The sequence below is a fragment of the Nonomuraea sp. NPDC003709 genome (assembly GCF_040610775.1).
In the GTDB taxonomy this organism is placed as follows: domain Bacteria; phylum Actinomycetota; class Actinomycetes; order Streptosporangiales; family Streptosporangiaceae; genus Nonomuraea; species Nonomuraea angiospora_A.
The window spans coordinates 1-18,898 of record NZ_JBEXMW010000024.1; the positions used below are offsets into that span (position 1 = coordinate 1).

21 protein-coding genes are annotated in these 18,898 nt (G+C 72.5%); 9 read left to right on the forward strand and 12 right to left on the reverse strand.

The window, feature by feature from the left end; genetic code table 11:
• Nucleotides 1-111: 111 nt before the first annotated feature.
• The 6 genes from ABZX61_RS49780 to ABZX61_RS49805 are packed head-to-tail and all read right to left on the reverse strand — an operon-like array spanning nucleotide 112 to nucleotide 4,772.
• Nucleotides 112-714 (reverse strand): SIMPL domain-containing protein, encoded by a 603-nt coding sequence (locus ABZX61_RS49780; RefSeq protein ID WP_350728870.1) that lies wholly within the window; start codon nucleotides 712-714, stop codon nucleotides 112-114.
• Between the two features lie 47 nt (nucleotides 715-761).
• Nucleotides 762-2,177 (reverse strand): alpha/beta fold hydrolase, encoded by a 1,416-nt coding sequence (locus ABZX61_RS49785; protein ID WP_355206073.1) that lies wholly within the window; start codon nucleotides 2,175-2,177, stop codon nucleotides 762-764.
• Between the two features lie 29 nt (nucleotides 2,178-2,206).
• Nucleotides 2,207-2,767, reverse strand: coding sequence for a hypothetical protein (locus ABZX61_RS49790; protein ID WP_355206076.1), 561 nt, complete (start codon nucleotides 2,765-2,767; stop codon nucleotides 2,207-2,209).
• Nucleotides 2,768-2,775: 8 nt separating this feature from the next.
• A complete protein-coding gene (gene htpX, locus ABZX61_RS49795; protein WP_350728865.1) occupies nucleotides 2,776-3,675 on the reverse strand; it encodes a zinc metalloprotease HtpX in 900 nt (299 codons plus the stop codon).
• Between the two features lie 3 nt (nucleotides 3,676-3,678).
• Nucleotides 3,679-3,957, reverse strand: a complete 279-nt coding sequence (locus tag ABZX61_RS49800) for a hypothetical protein (RefSeq protein ID WP_185072836.1) — start codon at nucleotides 3,955-3,957, stop codon at nucleotides 3,679-3,681.
• Complete coding sequence (locus tag ABZX61_RS49805; RefSeq protein WP_350728863.1) at nucleotides 3,954-4,772, reverse strand: PspA/IM30 family protein; 819 nt, start codon at nucleotides 4,770-4,772, stop codon at nucleotides 3,954-3,956. The genes ABZX61_RS49800 and ABZX61_RS49805 overlap by 4 nt, the downstream gene beginning before the upstream one ends.
• Nucleotides 4,773-4,924: 152 nt before the next feature.
• Here ABZX61_RS49805 and ABZX61_RS49810 point away from each other — a divergent pair, with 152 nt between their 5' ends.
• The gene (locus tag ABZX61_RS49810; protein ID WP_350728862.1) at nucleotides 4,925-5,506 is read left to right on the forward strand and encodes a DUF3043 domain-containing protein; all 582 of its coding nucleotides are present in this window, start codon (nucleotides 4,925-4,927) and stop codon (nucleotides 5,504-5,506) included.
• 28 nt (nucleotides 5,507-5,534) lie between these two features.
• Here the strand turns inward: ABZX61_RS49810 and ABZX61_RS49815 are convergent, their stop codons facing one another.
• A complete protein-coding gene (locus ABZX61_RS49815; protein WP_355206081.1) occupies nucleotides 5,535-6,455 on the reverse strand; it encodes a hypothetical protein in 921 nt (306 codons plus the stop codon).
• Between the two features lie 57 nt (nucleotides 6,456-6,512).
• Here ABZX61_RS49815 and ABZX61_RS49820 point away from each other — a divergent pair, with 57 nt between their 5' ends.
• Nucleotides 6,513-7,511: an aldo/keto reductase family protein gene (locus tag ABZX61_RS49820; RefSeq protein ID WP_350728858.1), complete on the forward strand. Its 999-nt coding sequence runs from the start codon at nucleotides 6,513-6,515 to the stop codon at nucleotides 7,509-7,511.
• A gap of 69 nt (nucleotides 7,512-7,580) precedes the next feature.
• On the opposite strand, the gene ABZX61_RS49825 is transcribed toward ABZX61_RS49820, so the two are convergent.
• Complete coding sequence (locus ABZX61_RS49825) at nucleotides 7,581-7,787, reverse strand: hypothetical protein (protein ID WP_185072832.1); 207 nt, start codon at nucleotides 7,785-7,787, stop codon at nucleotides 7,581-7,583.
• 82 nt (nucleotides 7,788-7,869) lie between these two features.
• Here ABZX61_RS49825 and ABZX61_RS49830 point away from each other — a divergent pair, with 82 nt between their 5' ends.
• A complete protein-coding gene (locus tag ABZX61_RS49830) occupies nucleotides 7,870-8,514 on the forward strand; it encodes an SCO2322 family protein (RefSeq protein WP_355206085.1) in 645 nt (214 codons plus the stop codon).
• A 50-nt stretch (nucleotides 8,515-8,564) separates the two neighbouring features.
• On the forward strand, nucleotides 8,565-9,596 hold the full coding sequence (locus ABZX61_RS49835) for a bifunctional adenosylcobinamide kinase/adenosylcobinamide-phosphate guanylyltransferase (RefSeq protein WP_355206088.1): 1,032 nt from the start codon (nucleotides 8,565-8,567) through the stop codon (nucleotides 9,594-9,596).
• 3 nt (nucleotides 9,597-9,599) lie between these two features.
• On the opposite strand, the gene ABZX61_RS49840 is transcribed toward ABZX61_RS49835, so the two are convergent.
• Nucleotides 9,600-10,400: an ATP-binding cassette domain-containing protein gene (locus tag ABZX61_RS49840; RefSeq protein ID WP_350728852.1), complete on the reverse strand. Its 801-nt coding sequence runs from the start codon at nucleotides 10,398-10,400 to the stop codon at nucleotides 9,600-9,602.
• Nucleotides 10,401-10,433: 33 nt separating this feature from the next.
• Here ABZX61_RS49840 and ABZX61_RS49845 point away from each other — a divergent pair, with 33 nt between their 5' ends.
• A complete protein-coding gene (locus ABZX61_RS49845) occupies nucleotides 10,434-11,171 on the forward strand; it encodes an adenosylcobinamide-GDP ribazoletransferase (RefSeq protein ID WP_350728851.1) in 738 nt (245 codons plus the stop codon).
• Between the two features lie 12 nt (nucleotides 11,172-11,183).
• On the opposite strand, the gene ABZX61_RS49850 is transcribed toward ABZX61_RS49845, so the two are convergent.
• The 3 genes from ABZX61_RS49850 to ABZX61_RS49860 are packed head-to-tail and all read right to left on the reverse strand — an operon-like array spanning nucleotide 11,184 to nucleotide 13,383.
• A complete protein-coding gene (locus tag ABZX61_RS49850; protein ID WP_355206092.1) occupies nucleotides 11,184-12,080 on the reverse strand; it encodes a CPBP family intramembrane glutamic endopeptidase in 897 nt (298 codons plus the stop codon).
• Nucleotides 12,077-13,039, reverse strand: coding sequence for a hypothetical protein (locus ABZX61_RS49855; RefSeq protein ID WP_355206095.1), 963 nt, complete (start codon nucleotides 13,037-13,039; stop codon nucleotides 12,077-12,079). The genes ABZX61_RS49850 and ABZX61_RS49855 overlap by 4 nt, the downstream gene beginning before the upstream one ends.
• Nucleotides 13,036-13,383, reverse strand: a complete 348-nt coding sequence (locus ABZX61_RS49860; protein ID WP_355206098.1) for a GntR family transcriptional regulator — start codon at nucleotides 13,381-13,383, stop codon at nucleotides 13,036-13,038. Before ABZX61_RS49860 ends, ABZX61_RS49855 begins: the two co-directional genes overlap by 4 nt.
• A gap of 97 nt (nucleotides 13,384-13,480) precedes the next feature.
• Here ABZX61_RS49860 and ABZX61_RS49865 point away from each other — a divergent pair, with 97 nt between their 5' ends.
• The 4 genes from ABZX61_RS49865 to ABZX61_RS49880 all read left to right on the forward strand — a co-directional run bounded on the left by ABZX61_RS49865 (nucleotide 13,481) and on the right by ABZX61_RS49880 (nucleotide 18,876).
• Nucleotides 13,481-14,950 (forward strand): leucyl aminopeptidase, encoded by a 1,470-nt coding sequence (locus ABZX61_RS49865; protein ID WP_350728845.1) that lies wholly within the window; start codon nucleotides 13,481-13,483, stop codon nucleotides 14,948-14,950.
• A 51-nt stretch (nucleotides 14,951-15,001) separates the two neighbouring features.
• Nucleotides 15,002-16,366, forward strand: coding sequence for a dihydrolipoyl dehydrogenase (lpdA, locus tag ABZX61_RS49870; RefSeq protein ID WP_350728843.1), 1,365 nt, complete (start codon nucleotides 15,002-15,004; stop codon nucleotides 16,364-16,366).
• Between the two features lie 39 nt (nucleotides 16,367-16,405).
• Entirely contained in the window at nucleotides 16,406-17,863 is a 1,458-nt protein-coding gene (sucB, locus tag ABZX61_RS49875) for a 2-oxoglutarate dehydrogenase, E2 component, dihydrolipoamide succinyltransferase (protein WP_355206100.1), read from the forward strand.
• Nucleotides 17,864-17,982: 119 nt separating this feature from the next.
• Nucleotides 17,983-18,876: a TIGR01777 family oxidoreductase gene (locus ABZX61_RS49880; RefSeq protein WP_355206103.1), complete on the forward strand. Its 894-nt coding sequence runs from the start codon at nucleotides 17,983-17,985 to the stop codon at nucleotides 18,874-18,876.
• Nucleotides 18,877-18,898: the final 22 nt, after the last annotated feature.

An 18,898-nucleotide genomic window follows, 5' to 3' on the forward strand; every position in this document is an offset into this window, starting at 1 on the left:
CGCGGCGGCCCCCCCCCCATCCCCCCCCACCCCCTCACGCTCACCCCACCCCCCCCCCCCCCCCCCCCCCGCCCCACGTCTCATCCACGGAGCCGACCTCAGTCACCCCAGTCACGCGAAGTCGTAGCCGAGCCGGACGGTCACCGTGAGGGACTGGCGGCCGGGACTGATGGAGGCGCTGGTCTCGGCCACCGCGGCGGCCATGGTGAGGGGCTGGGGGCCGCCGCCCCTGACGTCCTCGCTCACCGAGACCACCCGGCCCAGCGGGCGCCCGGCCAGCTCGGCGTAGTGGGCGGCCTTGGCGGCGGCGTCGCGGAAGGCCCGGGTACGCGCCTCCCTCAGGACGCCCGACGGGTCCGACACCTCGAACGCCAGGCCGTTCAGCCGGGCCTCCTCCCCCACCCCGGCGACCGTGTCGATGACGTGGTCGGCCCTGGACAGGTCGCGGACGATCACCTCCACCCCCTGGACCGCCCGGTAGGCGGCCACCTTGGGGTAGACCTCGTACTCCGGGCCCAGCGACAGCTCCACGGTGCGCACGTCCTGCGCGGCGATGCCCTCCCGGGCCAGGGCCTCGGCCAGCCGGGCGGCGGCGGCCCGGACGGCGGTGAAGGAATCCGCGGCGGAGGCCCGGCGGACCTCGACGCCCGCGTGCAGCCGGAGGATGTCGGGTGCGGCCAGGACGGCGCCCTCGCCGACGACGGTGATGTCCACGCCTACTCCCTCGAACGGGTCCCGCATCGATCCTAGAACGCCCGGCGTCATCCCGCCCGGCCGATGCCCGGCGCGCCCAGGACGGCCTCCGCGACCGCCCCGGGATTCTCGAGCTGGATCTGGTGCCCGCATTCCGGCAGGCGTACGAGCGTGGCGGACAGGGCCCCGGCCAGCCGTGCGTGGCCCAGGTCCCGCCCACCGGCGCTGATCACAGTGACCGGCACGCCGGGGAACTGCGTCTCCTCCCGCACCCGCAGCAGGTCGGCGACCATGTCGCGACGGGCCAGCCACTCCCCCGCCGCCGCGGCGAGCACCTTGCCCGTGCGGTAGACGCCGTACGGGTCGGGCACGCCGACGAGCAGCCGGTGGGCGGCGGGCCCGGCCAGGCGGGCCACGGCGGTCGCGCCCCACGTGCCGCCCAGGGCGGGCAGCCACTGGCCCGCGGTCCTGGCCGGCGCGGACGGCTTGCGCTCCGTGACCGGGGCCGGATCCACCAGGACGAGCTTGGCCACGCGCAGCGGGTGCAGCCTGGCGAACGCCTCCGCGTGCCAGCAGGCCACGCCGTGGGCGACGACGGTCACCTGCTCGGGATGGGACGGGGCCAGCGCGGCCAGGCGGGCCACCTCGGTGTACAGGGTGGGCGGGGCGGTCGCGTGCGGGCTGAGGCCGAGGCCGCAGCGGTCGAAGCGGATGACGTGACGGGTCCCGGCCAGCAGCCCGGCCACCGCGCCCCAGTGGAACCAGGCGCCCCCGAGCTCGGCCGTGATCAGCACGACGGGCCCGGCCCCCTGCTCGACCACGTGCGGCCCGGCGTATCCGCCGTCGTGATCGAGCGCCTCGGCCGTGATCGGCGGGACGGGCGGGTCGTCGGTGATGAGCAGGTGGACGGCCACGTACACCAGCCAGACCGCGAACAGCGTGAGCTGCGCCCGGTGGGCCAGCCCCACCCCGTGCCGGTCGGCGAGCGCGGCGGCGGTGAGCAGCGTGGCCGCCAGCCCCAGCCACGTGAACAGCCACGACACCCACGACCGCCAGCGCGCGCTGAGCAGCACCATCGCGGCCAGCAGGGCGGCCGTGCCCAGCGCCCCGGCCAGTTGATGCACGTGGTGCGCGGACGACACGACCCGCCGCCCGCAGTACGGGTCACTCAGCGTGGCGCAGTCCAGCGGGAACAACCCGGCCGCGAACGTGAACACCCCGAACGCCGCCAGCGCCAGCCAGGCCCGCCACTCGCGGGCCACCCTCGGCACGAGCGCCACCCCGGCCGCGCAGGCCAGCCCCGCCAGCGCGTCGCTGGTGCGGAACAACCGCGTCCACGGCTGGTCGCGGGCGGCCAACTCGCTGACGTACCCGTCGGTCCTGTCGACCTCCGGCGTGGTGAACTGGCCGGTGATCCACGCACTGCCCAGCACGGCCGCCACGATGAACGCGGAAGCCGCGAGGACGTACAACCTTCGCTCCACGTGATCATTAGATCACCCAGGGTGTCCGGTCAGAGGCCGGGCGCGCCCCAGACCGGGAACCATCGGCCGAGATCCTTCTCCAGCGGCAGCTCGCCCTCGAGAGCGCCCCTGACCTGCAGTTCGAGCGCGTTGTCCCGCCTCTGGGCGGCGAGCGGGGCGAACGGGTAGAAGGTCCCGCGTTTGTAGAGGTACACGACGGCCAGCCGGCGGCCGTCGCCTTCGGACCGGAACGACACCAGCGAGCACAGCAGCGACGGCCCGAACCCGGCCGACTCCAGCGACGAGTTGACGGCGTGCAGCTCGGTGACCAGGTCGCCGAGCGCGTCGGGCTCGCGGCGCACCAGGAGCCAGGTGTAGCCGTAGGAGTCGCGCGACTCCTCCACGCGCTCCCCGAGCAGCTCCTTGACGTCGCGTTGCAGCGTGGCGAACGCCCCGCCCTCGGCGGCCCTGAAGGCCACCGAGCCGAGGCCCGTGGGCACCAGCCCGGTCGCGGCCTGCAGCGTCACGGCCGCCGACGGCAGTGCGAACAGCGCGTCGAGGTTGGGCTTGACCGGCTTCGACCGGCCGAGCAGGGCGTCCAGCCAGCCCATGCCGAGGCTCAGCCCCTTCCGAGCTGCCGGGAGATGTCCGACAGCTGTGCCAGCCGCCGTTCGAGCGGCGGGTGGGTGGAGAACAGGTTCGCCAGCGTCTGGCCCGGGGCCGCCGCCGGGGCGAAGTAGAAGGCGTTGAACGGCGCCGCCTCGCGCAGGTCCTGGGTCGGGATCCTGGCCATGTCGCCGGTGATCTTGACCAGCGCGCTCGCCAGGGCCGAAGGGCGCTGGGTGAGCAGGGCCCCGGCGCGGTCGGCCGCCAGCTCGCGGTAGCGCGACAGGGCGCGGGTGAGCAGGAAGCTGATCGCGTACACGATGACGGAGACGAGCAGGATGATCAACCCGACGGGCACCCCGCCCTGGTTGCCGTTGCGGCGGCCGCCCAGCCCCGCGTAGAGGGCGAACCTGGTCATCAGCCCCGCCACGATGCCCAGGAACGAGGCGATCGTCATGACGGCGACGTCGCGGTGGGCGACGTGCGACAACTCGTGCGAGAGAACCCCTTCGAGCTCCTGGGGCTCCAGGCGGCGCAGAATGCCGGTCGTCACGCAGACGACGGCCTTCTTCTGGTTGCGGCCGGTGGCGAACGCGTTGGGGACGTCGGAATCCGCGATCGCCACCCGAGGCTTGGGCATGTCCGCGAGCGCGCACAGCCGGTCGATCATGCCGTGCAGCTCAGGGGCCTCCTGAGGCGAGACCTCCCGCCCGTGCATCGCGAACAGCGCGATGCGGTCGGACAGGAAGTACTGCACGAACAGCAGGCCCCCGGCTATCACCAGCACGCTCAGCGCCCGTACGCCCAGGGCGATCAGGACGCCGACGAACACGACATAGAGCAACCCGAGCAGGAACATCGTCACGACCATGCGGGTGGTCAGCCCGCGGTCGGACGCGAACCGCGTACCCACGGCTCAGCCCGGGATGAGGCCCTGGTCGCCCAGCATCTCCCGGACCTCCTCGATCGAGGCGTCCGCGGGGGGAAGGATCAGCTCTGACGGCTCAAGGCTGTCGTCGGGAAGCGCCTTGCCCACCTGGCGCACCTTGTCGAGCAACGCGTGCAGCTTCGTACGGAAGATCGGCTCGTCGCCGACCTCGATGGCCGCCTCGAGCTCGGTGTCGAGCTCGTTGAGCACCGCGATGTCGTCGGCGGAGATCTGTACCTGGCCTTCGCCCATGATCCTGACAATCATGCCGGCTCCCCAGGCTGACGAAGCTGCTGGGTCCCGCCGTGCTGCTGCGGCTGCGCCTGAGGCTGGGGCTGCTGCTGCGGCTGGCCCTGCTCGATGGCGCTCTTGGGCGCGGGGCCCTGGCCCAGCTCGGCCTTCATCCTGGCCAGCTCCAGCTCGACGTCCATGCCGCCGCCCATGCGGTCGAGCTCGGCCTGGATGTCGTCGCCGCGGGAGCCGGTGTAGTCGTCGAGCGCGCCGCTGGCCAGCAGCTCGTCGATCGCGCCGGCGCGGGCCTGCATCTGCGCCGTCTTGTCCTCGGCGCGCTGGATCGCCAGGCCGACGTCGCCCATCTCCTCGGAGATGCCGGAGAAGGCCTCGTTGATCCGGGTCTGCGCCTCGGCGGCGGTGTAGGTGGCCTTGATCGTCTCCTTCTTCGTACGGAAGGCGTCGACCTTGGCCTGCAGCCGCTGGGAAGCCGTGGTGAGCTTCTCCTCCTCGGCCTGTAGGTTGTCGTGCTGCAGCTTCAGGTCGGCCATCTGCGTCTGCAGATTGGAGCGACGCTGCAGCGCCTCGCGGGCGAGGTCCTCGCGCCCGACGGACAGCGCCTTGCGGCCCTGCTCCTCAAGGCGCTGGGCCTGCTTCTCGAGGCCGGTTACCTGGAGCTCGACCCGCTTACGCGACGTGGCGACGTCGGCCACACCCCGGCGCACCTTCTGCAGCAGCTCGAGCTGCCGCTGATAGGAGTAGTCAAGGGTCTCGCGCGGATCCTCCATCTTGTCCAAGGCCTTGTTGGCCTTGGACTTGAAGATCATCGAAAGTCTCTTCATCACGCTCATGCGCGTCGGCCGTCCCCTTCTAGGTCGTGCTGGTGTTCACCCAATGCAGCGCAGCCGCCTTGGGATTACCCTACGCATAACGCACGAGGGCGTCACTAAGTTGCAGTCCAGGTAGGGTTGACGTCGTGTTGCGACGCCGTTCCCAAACCTCCGTGGACGACACCCCCGTCCCCGATGACGATCCTAAGCCCCAGGGTAAAGGTCGTCCCACTCCCAAGCGCCGTGATCAGGAGAGCAAACGGCGCCAGCCGGTCCATGCACCGAAAGACCGTAAAGAGGCCTATCGGCAGATGCGGACCAAGCAGGCCGCCGAGCGAGACAGGGCCCGCCAGGGCATGCTCGCAGGTGACGAGCGGTATTTTCCTGCTCGTGACAAGGGCGCAGCGCGCAAGTTCGCGCGCGAGTGGGTCGATTCCCGGCGGCTGCCGAGCCAGTATTTCCTGCCGTTCTCGCTACTGATCCTGCTGGCGACGTGGATCCCATGGCCCATGTCGATCCGCACCGCGGTGCTGGGATACACGGTCACCATCGGCTGGCCGATCATGATGATCGGCGTGCTGTTCACCTCTGTCTACGTGGCGTGGAAGGTGAAGCGCCTGGTGGCGGAGAAGCTGCCCCAGGAGAGCACCCGGGGCGTGGGCTTCTACGCGGCCATGCGGGCGCTGCAGATCCGCAAGCTGCGCTTCCCGCCGCCCACGGTGCTGCCGGGCGGCAAGCCGGTGCTCAAGAAGTAGCCGTCCCCGGCCTCCGGGGACGGCTCGCTCACAGAGCGTCGGACCAGCGGAGCAGGCCGCCCTTGACCGTGGCCCGCGCCCCGAACATGGGGCGGCCCTTCTCCAGCGCGTCCGCCATGTCGCGCAGCATCGCGTGGTACGAGGGCCAGATCGGTTCCGGCCCCACCATCGACGCCACCACGTGGCCGCTGTCCGCGTCGACCTCGATCAGGGTGCCGACGCGGATCAGCCGGCCGATCGGGTCGCCCCTGCCGACCCGCGCGGCGCAGCTCTCCCGCCACTGGTCGCGGATCTCGCGCACGCCGAGCACCCGCTCCTCGCCGAAGCTGAAGCGGGCCCCGGGCGGGCCGGACATGCCGTTGTGGCGCAGCAGCGAGGCCCTCAGGTCGTCGGGGAACTCCAGGCCCGTCTGGGCCTCGGCGAGCGCGACGGTGCCGGCCCTGCCGGGGGCGCCCAGCGAGGCGTACGTCCGGGGCGCGTGCTCCCGTAGCCACCGCTCGATGCGCCGCCACTGCCGGTTCACCGCCGCCCGCACGCGGGGGCTGATCGGGCGTACCGTCGCCTGACCGCTTACCATGCACGCGGCCGGGATGCCCGGGGGCGGCACTGGGGCCGTGGCGGCCGGCGTGGGCGCGACAGGCGTGGGTGTGGGCGCCGGGCTCTTTCCGTCGGCGCCCATCGTCACGCCCATGACCGACTGCTGAATCTGGTAGACGGCCGACCGCACCTCGGACGCCGCCTGCGGCCCCGTGGGGATGAGGGCGGCGCCCAGTGCCAGGGCCACCACCCCCGCAATGGCGGCCCATGCCAGGCCCATCCGCGCGTGTGCGACCGCCTGCGGGGCCGGGGGCGCGGGCGGCTTGACGGGCATCCGGGCGCGGCGGCGCAGCCGTACCCCGATCGCGGTCAGGATGGCCGCCGTCAGCGCCAGCCGTACGAGCTTCAGCACGTCGCGCACCCTATCCCGAAACCAATCACCCCATGGACCGGGATTAAGGTCGGATCCATGGAATTCCGACACCTCGGTCGTAGTGGTCTCAAAGTCAGCGAGATCAGCTACGGAAACTGGCTCACCCACGGCTCCCAGGTCGAGGAGGACGCCGCCAAGCAGTGCGTGCAGGCGGCGCTCGACGAGGGCATCACCACGTTCGACACCGCGGACGTCTACGCGGCGACGAAGGCCGAGGAGGTGCTCGGCCGCGCGCTGAAGGGCGTGCGAAGGGAGTCGCTGGAGATCTTCACCAAGGTCTACTGGCCGACCGGCCCCGGCCAGAACGACCGCGGCCTGTCCCGCAAGCACATCACCGAGTCCATCAACGGCTCGCTGCGCCGCCTGCAGACCGACTACGTCGACCTGTACCAGGCGCACCGCTTCGACTACGAGACGCCGCTGGAGGAGACGCTCAAGACGTTCGACGACCTCGTACGCCAGGGCAAGGTCCTCTACATCGGCGTCAGCGAGTGGAGCGCCGACCAGATCGCCCAGGCGCTGAAGATCGCCGACGAGATGGGCTTCGACCGGATCGTCTCGAACCAGCCCCAGTACTCGATGCTGTGGCGGATCATCGAGGGCGAGATCGTGCCGCTGAGCGAGAAGGAGGGCATCGGCCAGATCGTCTGGTCGCCCATCGGCCAGGGCGTGCTCACGGGCAAGTACCTGCCCGGGCAGCAGCCGCCGGAGGGCTCCCGGGCCACCGACGGCAGCGGCAGTGCCATGATCGCCCGGTTCATGAACGACGACGTGCTGACCCGCGTCCAGGAGCTCAAGCCGATCGCGGCCGACCTCGGGCTGAGCATGGCGCAGCTGGCCGTCGCGTGGGTGCTGCAGAACCCGAACGTCTCCAGCGCCATCGTCGGGGCCAGCCGCCCCGAGCAGGTGCGTGACAACGTCAAGGCCGCGGGCGTGAAGCTGGACGCCGACGTGCTCAAGCGGATCGACGACGTGCTGGACCCGGTCGTGGAGCGCGACCCGGCCAAGACGCAGAGCCCGCGCACCCGCCCGTAACCCGTCCCCACCCGAGAAACAGCCCCTTGAGCCACAATGGCGCTCAAGGGGCTTTTCATTTACCGCAGATCACTCCTGGCGCAATGACAAACCCGTGTACTCCACGCGGTCCTCTTCGAGCAAGGCCACCTGCTCAACTCCCGATTCGAGCAGGTCACGCCAGTTCTCGCCAAGCCAGGACTCCGCGTCCGCCTGGCTCGGAAAAACTTCTCGCGGCAAAGGGCGATCCGTTACCTCACCACCATTTGCATTTTCATAACGCCACCGCCATGTCATGCCATACGCTCCTTTTCCGCGGGTTCGCCGGCGCACCCTCCGCAGGCACTGGAACCCTACTCCCGAGCTTGGAGGTCAATCGATGCTGCGCGCGTATCGTGTTGCGGCCGGGGTCGCCCTCGGGGCGGCCGCCTTTCTCTCGCTCCCCTCCTCCGCTCTCGCCGACCCCGGGGTCCCGCGGACGTGGAGCGCGTGGCAGAGCGACGGGACGGCCTGGCTGGCCGTGACGGCCGACGCCGCCCCGCCGGACGGCTCCGTCATCGGATGGCGCTTCTCCGTGGCCCCGGACGGGGCGAGGGGCGAGTCTCCTGGCGGGGACCTGCCGTCGTTCCAGGCGGTGTGCGGCCGGGACGCGGCCGGGTCCGGGCACAAGCGCGTGGTGGTCGCGGTGGACTTCGGCGACGGGGAGGCCGACGCCTACCCCGGCGAGCGGACTCCCGGGCAGAGCGCGCCGAAGTGCGTCGCGGGCGCCGAGGACGCCACCGCCGCCCAGCTCCTCGCCTCCACGGCCAAGGTCCGGGTGAACGCCCAGGGAGCCGTCGTGGCGGTCGCGGACTATCCGTTCAGGGAGAGGGGCGGCACCGAGCTGGCGGCCGCCGCCGCGTCCGCCGCGCCGTCCGGGAGCGGCCTGCCGATCACGCTGGTCGCGGCCGGCGCGGGCGCGATCGCCCTGCTGGCGGGCGGCGCCGTGGCGGCCACCCGCCGCCGCTCCAGGACCCGCGTCTGACCTGGAACGTTCCATCAACCCGGCCGCGCCAGGACGCTACGCTCGGCGCGGTGAAAATCCTTGTCTCCGGTACGGCGGGCGGCGCGGGATGGCCGGAGCCCGGCTGCCGGTGCGCCTCGTGCGCCGGGCTCCCGTCCGGCCACCGACGCCCGTTCGAGCTGGTCGTGGACGGCGTGGCCCGCTTCCCCTTCGACGATCCGCCGAGCGGCTACCGGGCCCGGGCGGGCGGGCTGGGGCTGGCCGGCCCCGACGGCTCCCGGCTGCTCTGCCTCCCACCGGGCCGGCCGGTGCCGGTGGACGGGCCCGCCAGGTACGACGTGGTGCTGATCGACCTGCTCGACCGGCCCGAGCGGCTAGGGGAGCTGCGGCGGGCGGGGCTGGCGGACGACCGGACCGCGGTGGTGGCCGTCGGGCTGGACCATCGGGTCCGCTCGGAGGAGGAGCTGGCCAGGCGCCTGCGGCTGTGGGGCGCGTCGGCCGTTCCCGACGGGACGGTGCTGGAGACCGGCCGGGCGCTCCCCGGGACGGCCATCGGGAGGCGACCCGGCGACGGTGGCGCGACGGCGCCGTGGCGGACGTTGCTGCTGGGCGGGTCGCGGTCGGGGAAGTCGGCCGAGGCCGAGCTGCGGCTGGCGGCCGAGCCGTACGTCACCTATGTGGCCACCGGACCGAGCGGCGCGGGGGACGGCGAGTGGGCGGCCCGCGTGCGGGCGCACCGCGAGCGGCGGCCCGCGCACTGGGCCACCGTCGAGACCGCCGACCTCGTCTCGGCCATCGGGCAGGCCACCGCGCCGCTGCTGATCGACGGGCTCGGGACGTGGCTGACGGCGGTGTTCGACGAGCACGGGGCCTGGGAGGGCGACCGCGCGCCCGTCCGCGAACGCTGCGACGAGCTCGTTGCGGCCTGGCGGCAGACACCCGTGCGCCTCGTGGCGGTCTCCGACGAGGTGGGGATGGGTGTGGTGCCCGCCACGCCGAGCGGGCGGGCCTTCCGGGACGCGCTCGGCCGTCTCAACGAACGCCTCGCCGCCGAGTCCGAGTACGTGGCGCTGGTGGTGGCGGGGCGCCTGGTGGAGCTGTGACCGCTACGGGCGGACGGCGCGGGCGTACCAGCGGCCGTCGAGCCGGTCCACGTGGAGGGGGCGGCCGAAGCACTCCGAGAGGTTGTCCGGGGTGAGCACCTCCTCCACCGGCCCCGCGGCCAGCACCCTGGCGTCGCGCATGAGCATCGCGTGGGAGGTCGTCGCCGGCACCTCCTCCAGGTGGTGCGTCACCGTCACGGTGGTCAGGACGGGCCGGGTCGTGGCCAGGTCCTCGACGGCGGTGATGAGGTCCTCCCTGGCCGGCAGGTCGAGGCCCGCGAACGGCTCGTCGAGCAGCAGCACCGCCGGGTCCGCCATGAGCGCCCTGGCCACCCTGATCCTGGCCCGCTCCCCCTGCGAGCACACGCGGAACGGCCGGTCCGCCAGGTCCTTGCACCCCAGGTCGGCCAGCAGCCGGTGGGCCCGGTCGCGCTCGCCTTCGCCGTACTTGTCCCACAGAGGAACGCTCGTCCCCGTGTGCCCGGTGAGCACCACGGTGTGCGCGGTCGCGCCCTCCTCCTCCATCAGCTCCTCGTCGATCAGCCGCTGGCTGGCCGCGACCAGGCCGATGTGGCGGCGCAGCTCCCGCACGTCCACCCGGCCGAGCTTGTGGCCGAGCACCTTGACCGCGCCCTCGCTGGGATGCCGGACGGCGCCCGCCAGGGAGAGCAGCGTCGTCTTGCCCGCGCCGTTGGGGCCGAGGATCACCCAGTGATCGCCGTAGTCCACCTGCCAATCGACGCCGTCCAGCAGCGCCTTGCCGACAACTCGGACACCTACGCCTTCGAGTTCAACCACGTGCATCCCGCCACACTAGTGGGCCTACGATCGTCCGATATGCGCCTTCCGCATGGCCTGTCATTGGCGATCGGCACTCTCAGCGTCTTCCCGGTGCGGGTCGAGCGGGTGGACCGGGAGGTCGCGGGGCGGGCGATGACGCTGGCCCCGGTGGTCGGGCTCGCGCTCGGGCTGGTCGCGGGGCTGCCATTGTTCCTGCCCGGGCCGCCGCTGCTGGGGGCGGCGCTGGCGGTCGGGCTGCTGGCCGTCCTGAGCCGGGGGCTGCACCTGGACGGGCTCGCCGACCTGGCGGACGGGCTGGGCAGCGGCAAGCCGGCCGCTCAGGCGCTCGACATCATGAAAAAGTCGGACATCGGGCCGTTCGGCGTGATGACGCTGGTGCTGACGCTGCTCGTCCAGGTCGCCGCGGCGGCCGGAGCCGGGTACGCGGCGCTGGTGACGGCCTGCGTGGCCGGGCGGCTGGCGCTGACCTGGGCCTGCCGGGCGGGTGTCCCCGCCGCCCGGCCCGACGGGCTCGGCGCGATGGTCGCGGGCACGGTACGCCGCCCCGCCTCTCTGCTGGTCACCCTGGCCGCCCTCCTCGGCACCGCCGCCGTCTGCCTGGGCCTCGCCAGGGAGCCCGTGTTGCCGCTCGGCCTGGTCGCCGGGCTCGGCGCCGCCCTGCTGCTGCTCGGGCACGCGCGGCGGCGCCTCGGCGGGATCACCGGTGACGTGCTGGGGGCCCTGGTCGAGACGGCCACGGCCACCACGTTGGCGGTCTGCGCGATCCTCGGCTGAGCGCCCCCGAGATCAGGAGGGTGCGGCGACCGGCTGCGGCACGCGTACCGGACAGAAGCGGAGCAGGGCCGCGCCGACGACCGCCATGAGGGCCCAGCCCACCAGGCCGGTCAGGCCGGCCAGCACCTCGTTGGGCGGCGCGGCGGCGTCGCCGAGCAGCAGGACGGACTGGGCGACGGCGTTCAGCGAGCCGTGGGCCACGACGGCCGGCCACACGCTGCCCGTGCGCAGCCGCAGCCACCCGATCAGCACCCCGAACAGGACGCAGAACCCCACGAAGAACAGCGCCGCCCAGGAGCTGAGCCGCGCGTAGTTGTAGCCCAGGAGGGTGAGGGGGGCGTGCCAGAGGCCCCAGATGACGCCGGTGTAGACCAGCCCGAGGAGCATGCCGTTGGTGGAGACGAGCCGGGGCAGCAGCCAGCCCCGCCAGCCCCACTCCTCCCCCAGCGCGGGGATCGCGTTCAGCACGGGCCCGACGACCACGGCGATCCCGATCTGCAGCACGACCGCCGTGGTGAGGCTCTCGGGCACGCCCACGCCCTGGGCCCGCAGCACCGCCCTGAACAGGCTGAACTGGTCGAGATCCAGCGAGAACAGCCCGACGGCGGCGCTGAGGAGCGCCGCCAGGAGCAGCAGCAGCGGCACCCCGAGCCAGGCGGTCAGGATGAGAACGCCGGTGCGCCCCTTGCGCTCGCCCAGCGTGAGCCCGGTCTGCCTGGCCCACTCGCGGAACGGCGTGCGCGTGACCGCCCAGACGCCGAGCACCCCCACCGACGGGGTGAACATCATCAGCGTGGCCAGCGGCCGCAGCAGCGGCGAGCCGATCCCGCCGGCGAACCAGAGGGGCAGCGCCGCCGCCCATGAGAGCCCGAAGGCCAGGACGATGAAGATGAGGAGAGGTCGTTTCATTGTTCCACTCGCTCCGCGATGAGGGCGTTGATGAGGGATGCGCCGCGTTCGGCGTCGTCGATGCTGATCGCGAGCCGGCCGCCGGAGCGGTAGCGGATGACCAGGCACTCGCCGCCACGCAGCATGATGGTCGAACTGCCGGGCAGCCCGCGGATGCCCCAGCCCCCGACCGCGGCCGGATGGCGCGTCTCCGACCAGGCCGACTCGATCAGCGACAGGGGGATCCTGCGCGCCGGCCAGCCGAGCGGCCCGAACCGGACGGCCACCCGGCCGTCGCCGACCTGCACGGACACTGACGAGGTCAGCACTCCGGCCGCCAGCACGAGGACGAGCCCGGGCAGGACCGACGTCGCCTGCCCGCCGGGCACCAGACCGGTGACGTAGAGCAGGCCCAGCACCAGGGCGGCGACCAGGGCGGCGATCGGGAGCAGCGCCAGCCACCGGTTGGCGGCGTGGCCGACCCACACGGTGCGCCGGCCGGGCCTGAGCCGCAGGAGGGGCGGGATCCGGTGGGCGGCATCCTGGTCGGCCGCGCCCCTGCGCAGATAACCCACGAGGGCGGCGACGCCGGTCCCGGCCGCGATGACCGCGAGGACCTGCCAGCCCGGCAGCCGGGCCGCGACCCAGTCGGGCGCGTCGAGGTTGGCGAGCACGGTCGTGACGTTGACGCCGAGCGCGAGCGCGCCCAGGCCGAACAGCCCGCCCCACCACACCGTCCGGCTCGGCCTGCGGGCCGTGGCCCGCTCGGCCGCGGCCAGCGCGACCAGCCAGAGCACCGCCCAGAGCAGGAACGTGACCACGATGTACGTGGTCAAGGACATCGAGCGGGAGGCCAGTCCGCCCAGGCCCCAGCGCGTGGCCAGGGGGTCGGGCAGCCGGTCGCGCAGCGCCAGCGGCAGCCCGATCTGCGCGGCGAGGATGAACAGCCCCCAGATGACGGCGGTGATTCGGGGATTCACGGCAGGTCCTCCAGTATGGCAATGAGGTCGTCGCGGCCGTAGCCGTACTTGCGGGCCTCGTCCAGCAGCTCGCGCGCCCGCTGCGCGAGCAGGGCGCGACCGTCGGCGCGCCCCGCGACGCTGACCCCCCGGCCCCGCCTGAACTCCAGCAGCCCCTCGTCCCGCAGGTCGCGCAGCGCGCGCAGCACGGTGTTGGGGTTGATGCCGAGCACCTGGGCCAGGTCACGGGCCGGCGGCAGGCGGTCGCCGGGCCGGTAGGAGCCTTCTCCGATGGCGCGGCGGATGGCGCTCGCCACCTGCTCGTGCAGGGGCCGGGCGTCGTTGAGATCGAGCGTCAGCAGCATGATGCTAATGACACTAGCACCATTCCGCATGACTCGCGATTGGTAGGATGAACCCCTGTTTGTGAGTACGCAGAAGACCTGGATAGCATCGGTTTACGTGACCACTGTGCGGCTGAACTCAGCAGATCCAGTCTCCATCGCGACCGACGCGTTGATCGTCGGCTTCAGGTCAGGACAGGACGGCCCACGCGCCGCCACGGGCGCCGAGTCGCTCGAGGCCGCCTTCGGCGGCAAGCTCGCCGACTCCCTCCGCGCCGTCGCCTTCACCGGCAAGGCCGGCGAGGTGGCCAAGCTTCCCACGTTCGGCGCCATCGCCGCCCCGCTGCTGGTCGCGGTGGGTCTGGGCGACTCGCCCGACGCCGAAGGCCTGCGCCGCGCCGCCGGCGCCGCCGTACGGTCGCTCGCCGGCACCTCCAGGGCCGCGCTCGCCCTGCCCACCGGCACGCCCGAGGAGACCGAGGCCGTCGCGCTCGGCGGCCTGCTCGGCGCGTACGCGTTCGCCCGTTACCGCACGAACGGCGAGCAGAAGGCCCCGGTCGCCGAGCTCACCGTGGTCTCGGGCCAGCCCGACGGCGTCGCCGAGCGCGCGGGCGTGCTGGCCGACTCGGTCGCCCTGGTCCGCGACCTGGTCAACACGCCTCCGTCCGACCTGTGGCCGGCGAAGTTCGCCGAGATCGCCGAGCAGGAGGGCGACAAGGCGGGGCTGAGCGTCGAGGTGCTCGACGACAAGCAGCTCAAGGACGGCGGCTACGGCGGCCTCATCGGCGTCGGCCAGGGCTCGGCCAACCCGCCGCGCCTGGTCCGCCTCTCCTACACCCACCCCGAGGCCGGCAAGCGGCTGGCGTTCGTGGGCAAGGGCATCACGTTCGACTCCGGCGGCCTGTCGCTCAAGCCGTCGGCCTCGATGGACTGGATGAAGTCCGACATGGGCGGCGCGGGCGCGGTGCTCGGCGCCATGATCGGCATCGCCCGGCTCGGCCTGCCGGTCAACGCCGTCGGCTACCTCTGCCTGGCCGAGAACCTGCCGAGCGGCACCGCCCAGCGCCCCTCCGACGTCATCCACAGCTACAGCGGCAAGACCGTCGAGGTGCTCGACACCGACGCCGAGGGCCGCCTGGTGCTCATGGACGGCATCGCCAGGGCCGCGCAGGACGAGCCCGACCTGATCGTCGACGTGGCCACGCTCACCGGCGCGCAGATCGTCGCGCTCGGCTGGCGCACGGCCGGCGTCATGGCCAACGACGACGCCGCCAGGGAGCTGGTCGTCGAGGCCGCGAAGGCGGCGGGCGAGGGCGCGTGGGGCATGCCGCTCCCGGAGGAGCTGCGCAAGGGCCTCGACTCGCCGATCGCCGACATCGCCAACCTCCAGCCGGAGCGATGGGGCAGCATGCTGGCGGCGGGCATCTTCCTGAAGGAATTCGTGCCCGACGGCGTGCGCTGGGCCCACATCGACATGGCCGGCCCCGCCTTCAACAAGGGCGAGCCGTACGGTTACACCCCGAAGGGCGGCACGGGTGCCATCACCCGTACCCTCATCGGACTCGCAGAGCGGCACGCGAGCATCTGAAACAAATGAAAAGATGACGGCATCACGAACACCCCGACAAGGAGCCTTCCTGTGGCCTATGACATCGTCGTCCTAGGTGGCGGCAGCGGCGGTTACGCCTGCGCGCTTCGGGCGGCTGAGCTGGGCAAGTCGGTCGCGCTGATCGAAAAGGACAAGATCGGCGGCACCTGCCTCCACAGGGGATGCATCCCCACGAAGGCCCTGCTGCACTCCGCCGAGGTCGCCGACGAGACCCGCGAGAGCGAGTCCTACGGCGTCAAGGCGCGCTTCGACGGCATCGACGTGCAGGGCGTGCACGCGTTCAAGGACAAGATCGTGACGCGGGCCTGGAAGGGCGTGCAGGGCCTGCTGAAGTCCGCGGGCGTGACGATCGTCGAGGGCGAGGGCCGCCTGGTCGGCCCCAACCGGATCCAGGTGGGCTCGGAGGTCGTCGAGGGCCGCAACCTCGTCCTGGCCACCGGCTCGGCGCCCAAGTCGCTGCCGGGCCTGGAGATCGACGGCGAGCGCGTCATCACCAGCGAGCACACCCTGAAGATGGGCCGCGTGCCCACGTCCGTCATCGTGCTGGGCGGCGGCGTGATCGGCGTCGAGCTGGCGAGCGTCTACCGCTCGTTCGGGGCCGAGGTCACGATCGTCGAGGCGCTGCCGCACCTGCTGCCGACCGAGGAGGAGTCCAGCTCCAAGCTGCTGGAGCGGGCCTTCCGCCGCCGCGGCATCAAGTACGAGCTGGGCGTCTTCTTCGACACCGCCAAGACCACCGAGACGGGCGTGGTCGTCACGCTGGCCAACGGCAAGACCCTCGACGCCGAGCTGCTGCTCGTCGCGGTCGGCCGCGGCGCGGTGTCGGCGGGCATGGGCTTCGAGGAGCAGGGCATCGCCATCGAGCGCGGCGCGGTCGTGGTCGACGAGCACTGCCAGACCTCCGTGCCCGGCGTCTACGCCATCGGCGACCTCATCCCGACCCTGCAGCTCGCCCACGCCGGGTTCGCGGAGGGGATCATGGTGGCCGAGCACATCGCCGGCCTCAACCCGCCGCCCATCGACTACGCGGGCGTGCCGCGCATCACCTACTCCGACCCCGAGGTGGCCTCGGTGGGGATCACGTCGGCGCAGGCGGCCGAGCGCGGCATCGAGATCGTCGAGCAGGTCTACGACCTCGCGGGAAACCCCAAGAGCCAGATCCTCGGCACCTCGGGCGCCGTGAAGGTCATCGCCCAGAAGGACGGCCCGGTCGTCGGTGTCCACATGGTGGGCCGGCGCATCGGCGAGCTCGTCACGGAGGGGCAGCTGATCTACAACTGGGAGGCGCTGCCCGCAGAGGTCGCCCAGCTCATCCACGCACACCCGACCCAGTCCGAGGCCATGGGTGAGGCGATGCTGGCCCTGGCCGGCAAGCCGCTGCACGTACACAACTAGTCCAAGCCCTCGAGATCAGAACGCGAGAGAAGAATAACGATGCCGGTCTCCGTACAAATGCCCCAGCTCGGCGAGAGCGTGACCGAGGGCACCGTAACCCGTTGGCTGAAGAAGGAGGGCGAGCGCGTCGAGGCCGACGAGCCGCTCCTCGAAGTGTCGACCGACAAGGTCGACACCGAGATCCCGTCGCCGGCCGCGGGTGTCCTCACGAAGATCGTCGTGGCTGAGGACGAGACGGTCGAGGTCGGGGCCGAGCTCGCCGTCATCGACGAGAAGGGCCAGGCGGCCGCCGCCGCCCCGGCGCCCGAGGCGGCGGCGGCCCCCGCGCCGGCTCCGCAGCCCGAGCCCGAGCCCGCCCCGGCTCCGCCGGTCTCGTCGATCCCGCAGCCGGCTCCCCCGCAGCCCGCCCCGGCCCCGGCTCCGGCGCCCGCCCCGGTCGCGGCCCCCGCTCCCGTCGCGCAGGCCGCTCCTCCGGTCGCGGAGCCCGCGCCGCTGCCGTCGGGTGAGAGCCCGTACGTGACGCCGCTGGTGCGCAAGCTGGCCAACGAGCACGGTGTCAACCTCGACGCGATCAACGGCACCGGCGTCGGCGGCCGCATCCGCAAGCAGGACGTGCTCGAGGCCGCCAAGACCCAGCGCGAGAAGGCCGCCGCGGCCCAGGCCGCCCCCGCCGCGGCTCCGGCTCCGGCCGCCGCCCAGCCGGCGCCCGCCGCCGCTCCCGCCGCGCAGGCGCCGATCGCCGCGGGTCCCGAGCCCGTGGAGGTCGACACGACGCTGCGGGGCCGCACGGAGAAGATGACGCGGCTTCGCCAGACGATGTCGAAGCGGCTGGTCGAGTCGCTGCAGACGGCCGCGCAGCTCACCACGGTGGTCGAGGTCGACGTCACCAAGATCGCGCGGCTGCGCGACCAGGCGAAGGCCGACTTCCTGCGCCGCGAGGGCGTGAAGCTGTCGTTCATGCCGTTCTTCGAGCTGGCCGCCATCGAGGCGCTCAAGCAGCACCCGAAGCTCAACGCGACGATCAACAACGAGACCATGGAGGTCACGTACTTCGACGTCGAGCACCTGGGCATCGCGGTCGACACCGAGCGCGGCCTGATCGCGGCGGTCATCAAGAACGCCGGCGACCTCAACCTCGCCGGGCTGGCCCGCAAGACGGCCGACCTGGCCGAGCGCACGCGCGCCAACAAGGTGACGCCGGACGAGATCACCGGCGGCACCTTCACGCTGACCAACACCGGCAGCCGTGGGGCCCTGTTCGACACGCCGATCCTCAACCAGCCGCAGGTCGGCATGCTGGGCACCGGCGCCGTCGTCAAGCGGCCCGTCGTGATCGACACGCCTGAGGGCGAGGTCATCGCGGTCCGGTCGATGGTCTACCTGGCGCTGACGTACGACCACCGTCTGGTGGACGGCGCGGACGCGGCCCGCTTCCTCACGACGGTCAAGCGCCGTCTCGAGGAGGGCCGCTTCGAGGCCCAGCTCGGCCTCGCCTGATCCTGATCCTGGCGTTTGCGGCCGGGCGGCTCCCCTTCCGGGGCCGCCCGGCCGTTTGCCTGCCCTGGGCCTGGCGCGGCTGGCGCGTCCGTGACGTGGGGCGGGCGTACTGTGGGGCTATGGCGATCATCGTGACGGGGGCGTCGGGGTTGCTCGGGTCGGCGCTGGTGCCGGCGTTGCGGGCCGAGGGGTGGGAGGTCGTCCGGCTCGTACGGCGCCGCCCGCGCGAAGCCGACGAGGCCTTCTGGGACCCGGCCGAGCAGGAGATCGACCAGGCCGCGCTCGAAGGGGCGCAGGCGGTCGTGCACCTGGCGGGCGCGTCCGTGGGCGACCGGCGGTGGACGCCGGCGTACAAGCGGGAGCTCGTCGCCAGCCGGGTCCAGGGCACGAGGGTGCTCGTGGACGCGATCGGCGCGCTGTCCGGCAAGCCCGAAGTGCTCCTGTCCGCCTCCGGGGTCGACTTCTACGGCGACACCGGCGACCGGGTGATCGACGAGAGCCAGGGGAAGGGCAGCGGCTTCCTGGCGGATCTGTGCGGGCGCTGGGAGGGCGAGGCCAGGCGGGCGGGCGAGGCCGGGGTCAGGACCGCGCAGATGCGGACCGGGCTGGTGCTCAGCGAGAAGGGCGGGGCGCTCGGCCGGATGCTGCCGATCTTCAGGATCGGGCTGGGGGCGCCGCTCGGGTCGGGGAAGCAGTACTGGTCGTGGATCGCCGTGGACGACTGGGTCGGGGCCGCAGTGCATGTCTTGAAAAATCGTGACATTACAGGACCAGTCAATTTCACCTCGCCCTCGCCCGTGACCAACGCCGAATTCACCCGCACCCTCGGAAAAGCCCTGCGCAAGGGCACGGTGCCGATCCCGGTGCCCGGCTTCGCGCTGTCCGCGGGGCTCGGCGAGTTCGCCCGCGAGGCGCTGCTGCCCGGCCACCGCGTCGAGCCGAGGAAGCTGCTCGACAGCGGCTATGTGTTCGCCCATACCCGCCTCGACGAGGCGCTGAGCGCCGTACTGTAGTGAACCGTCCGTCTTCAACAGG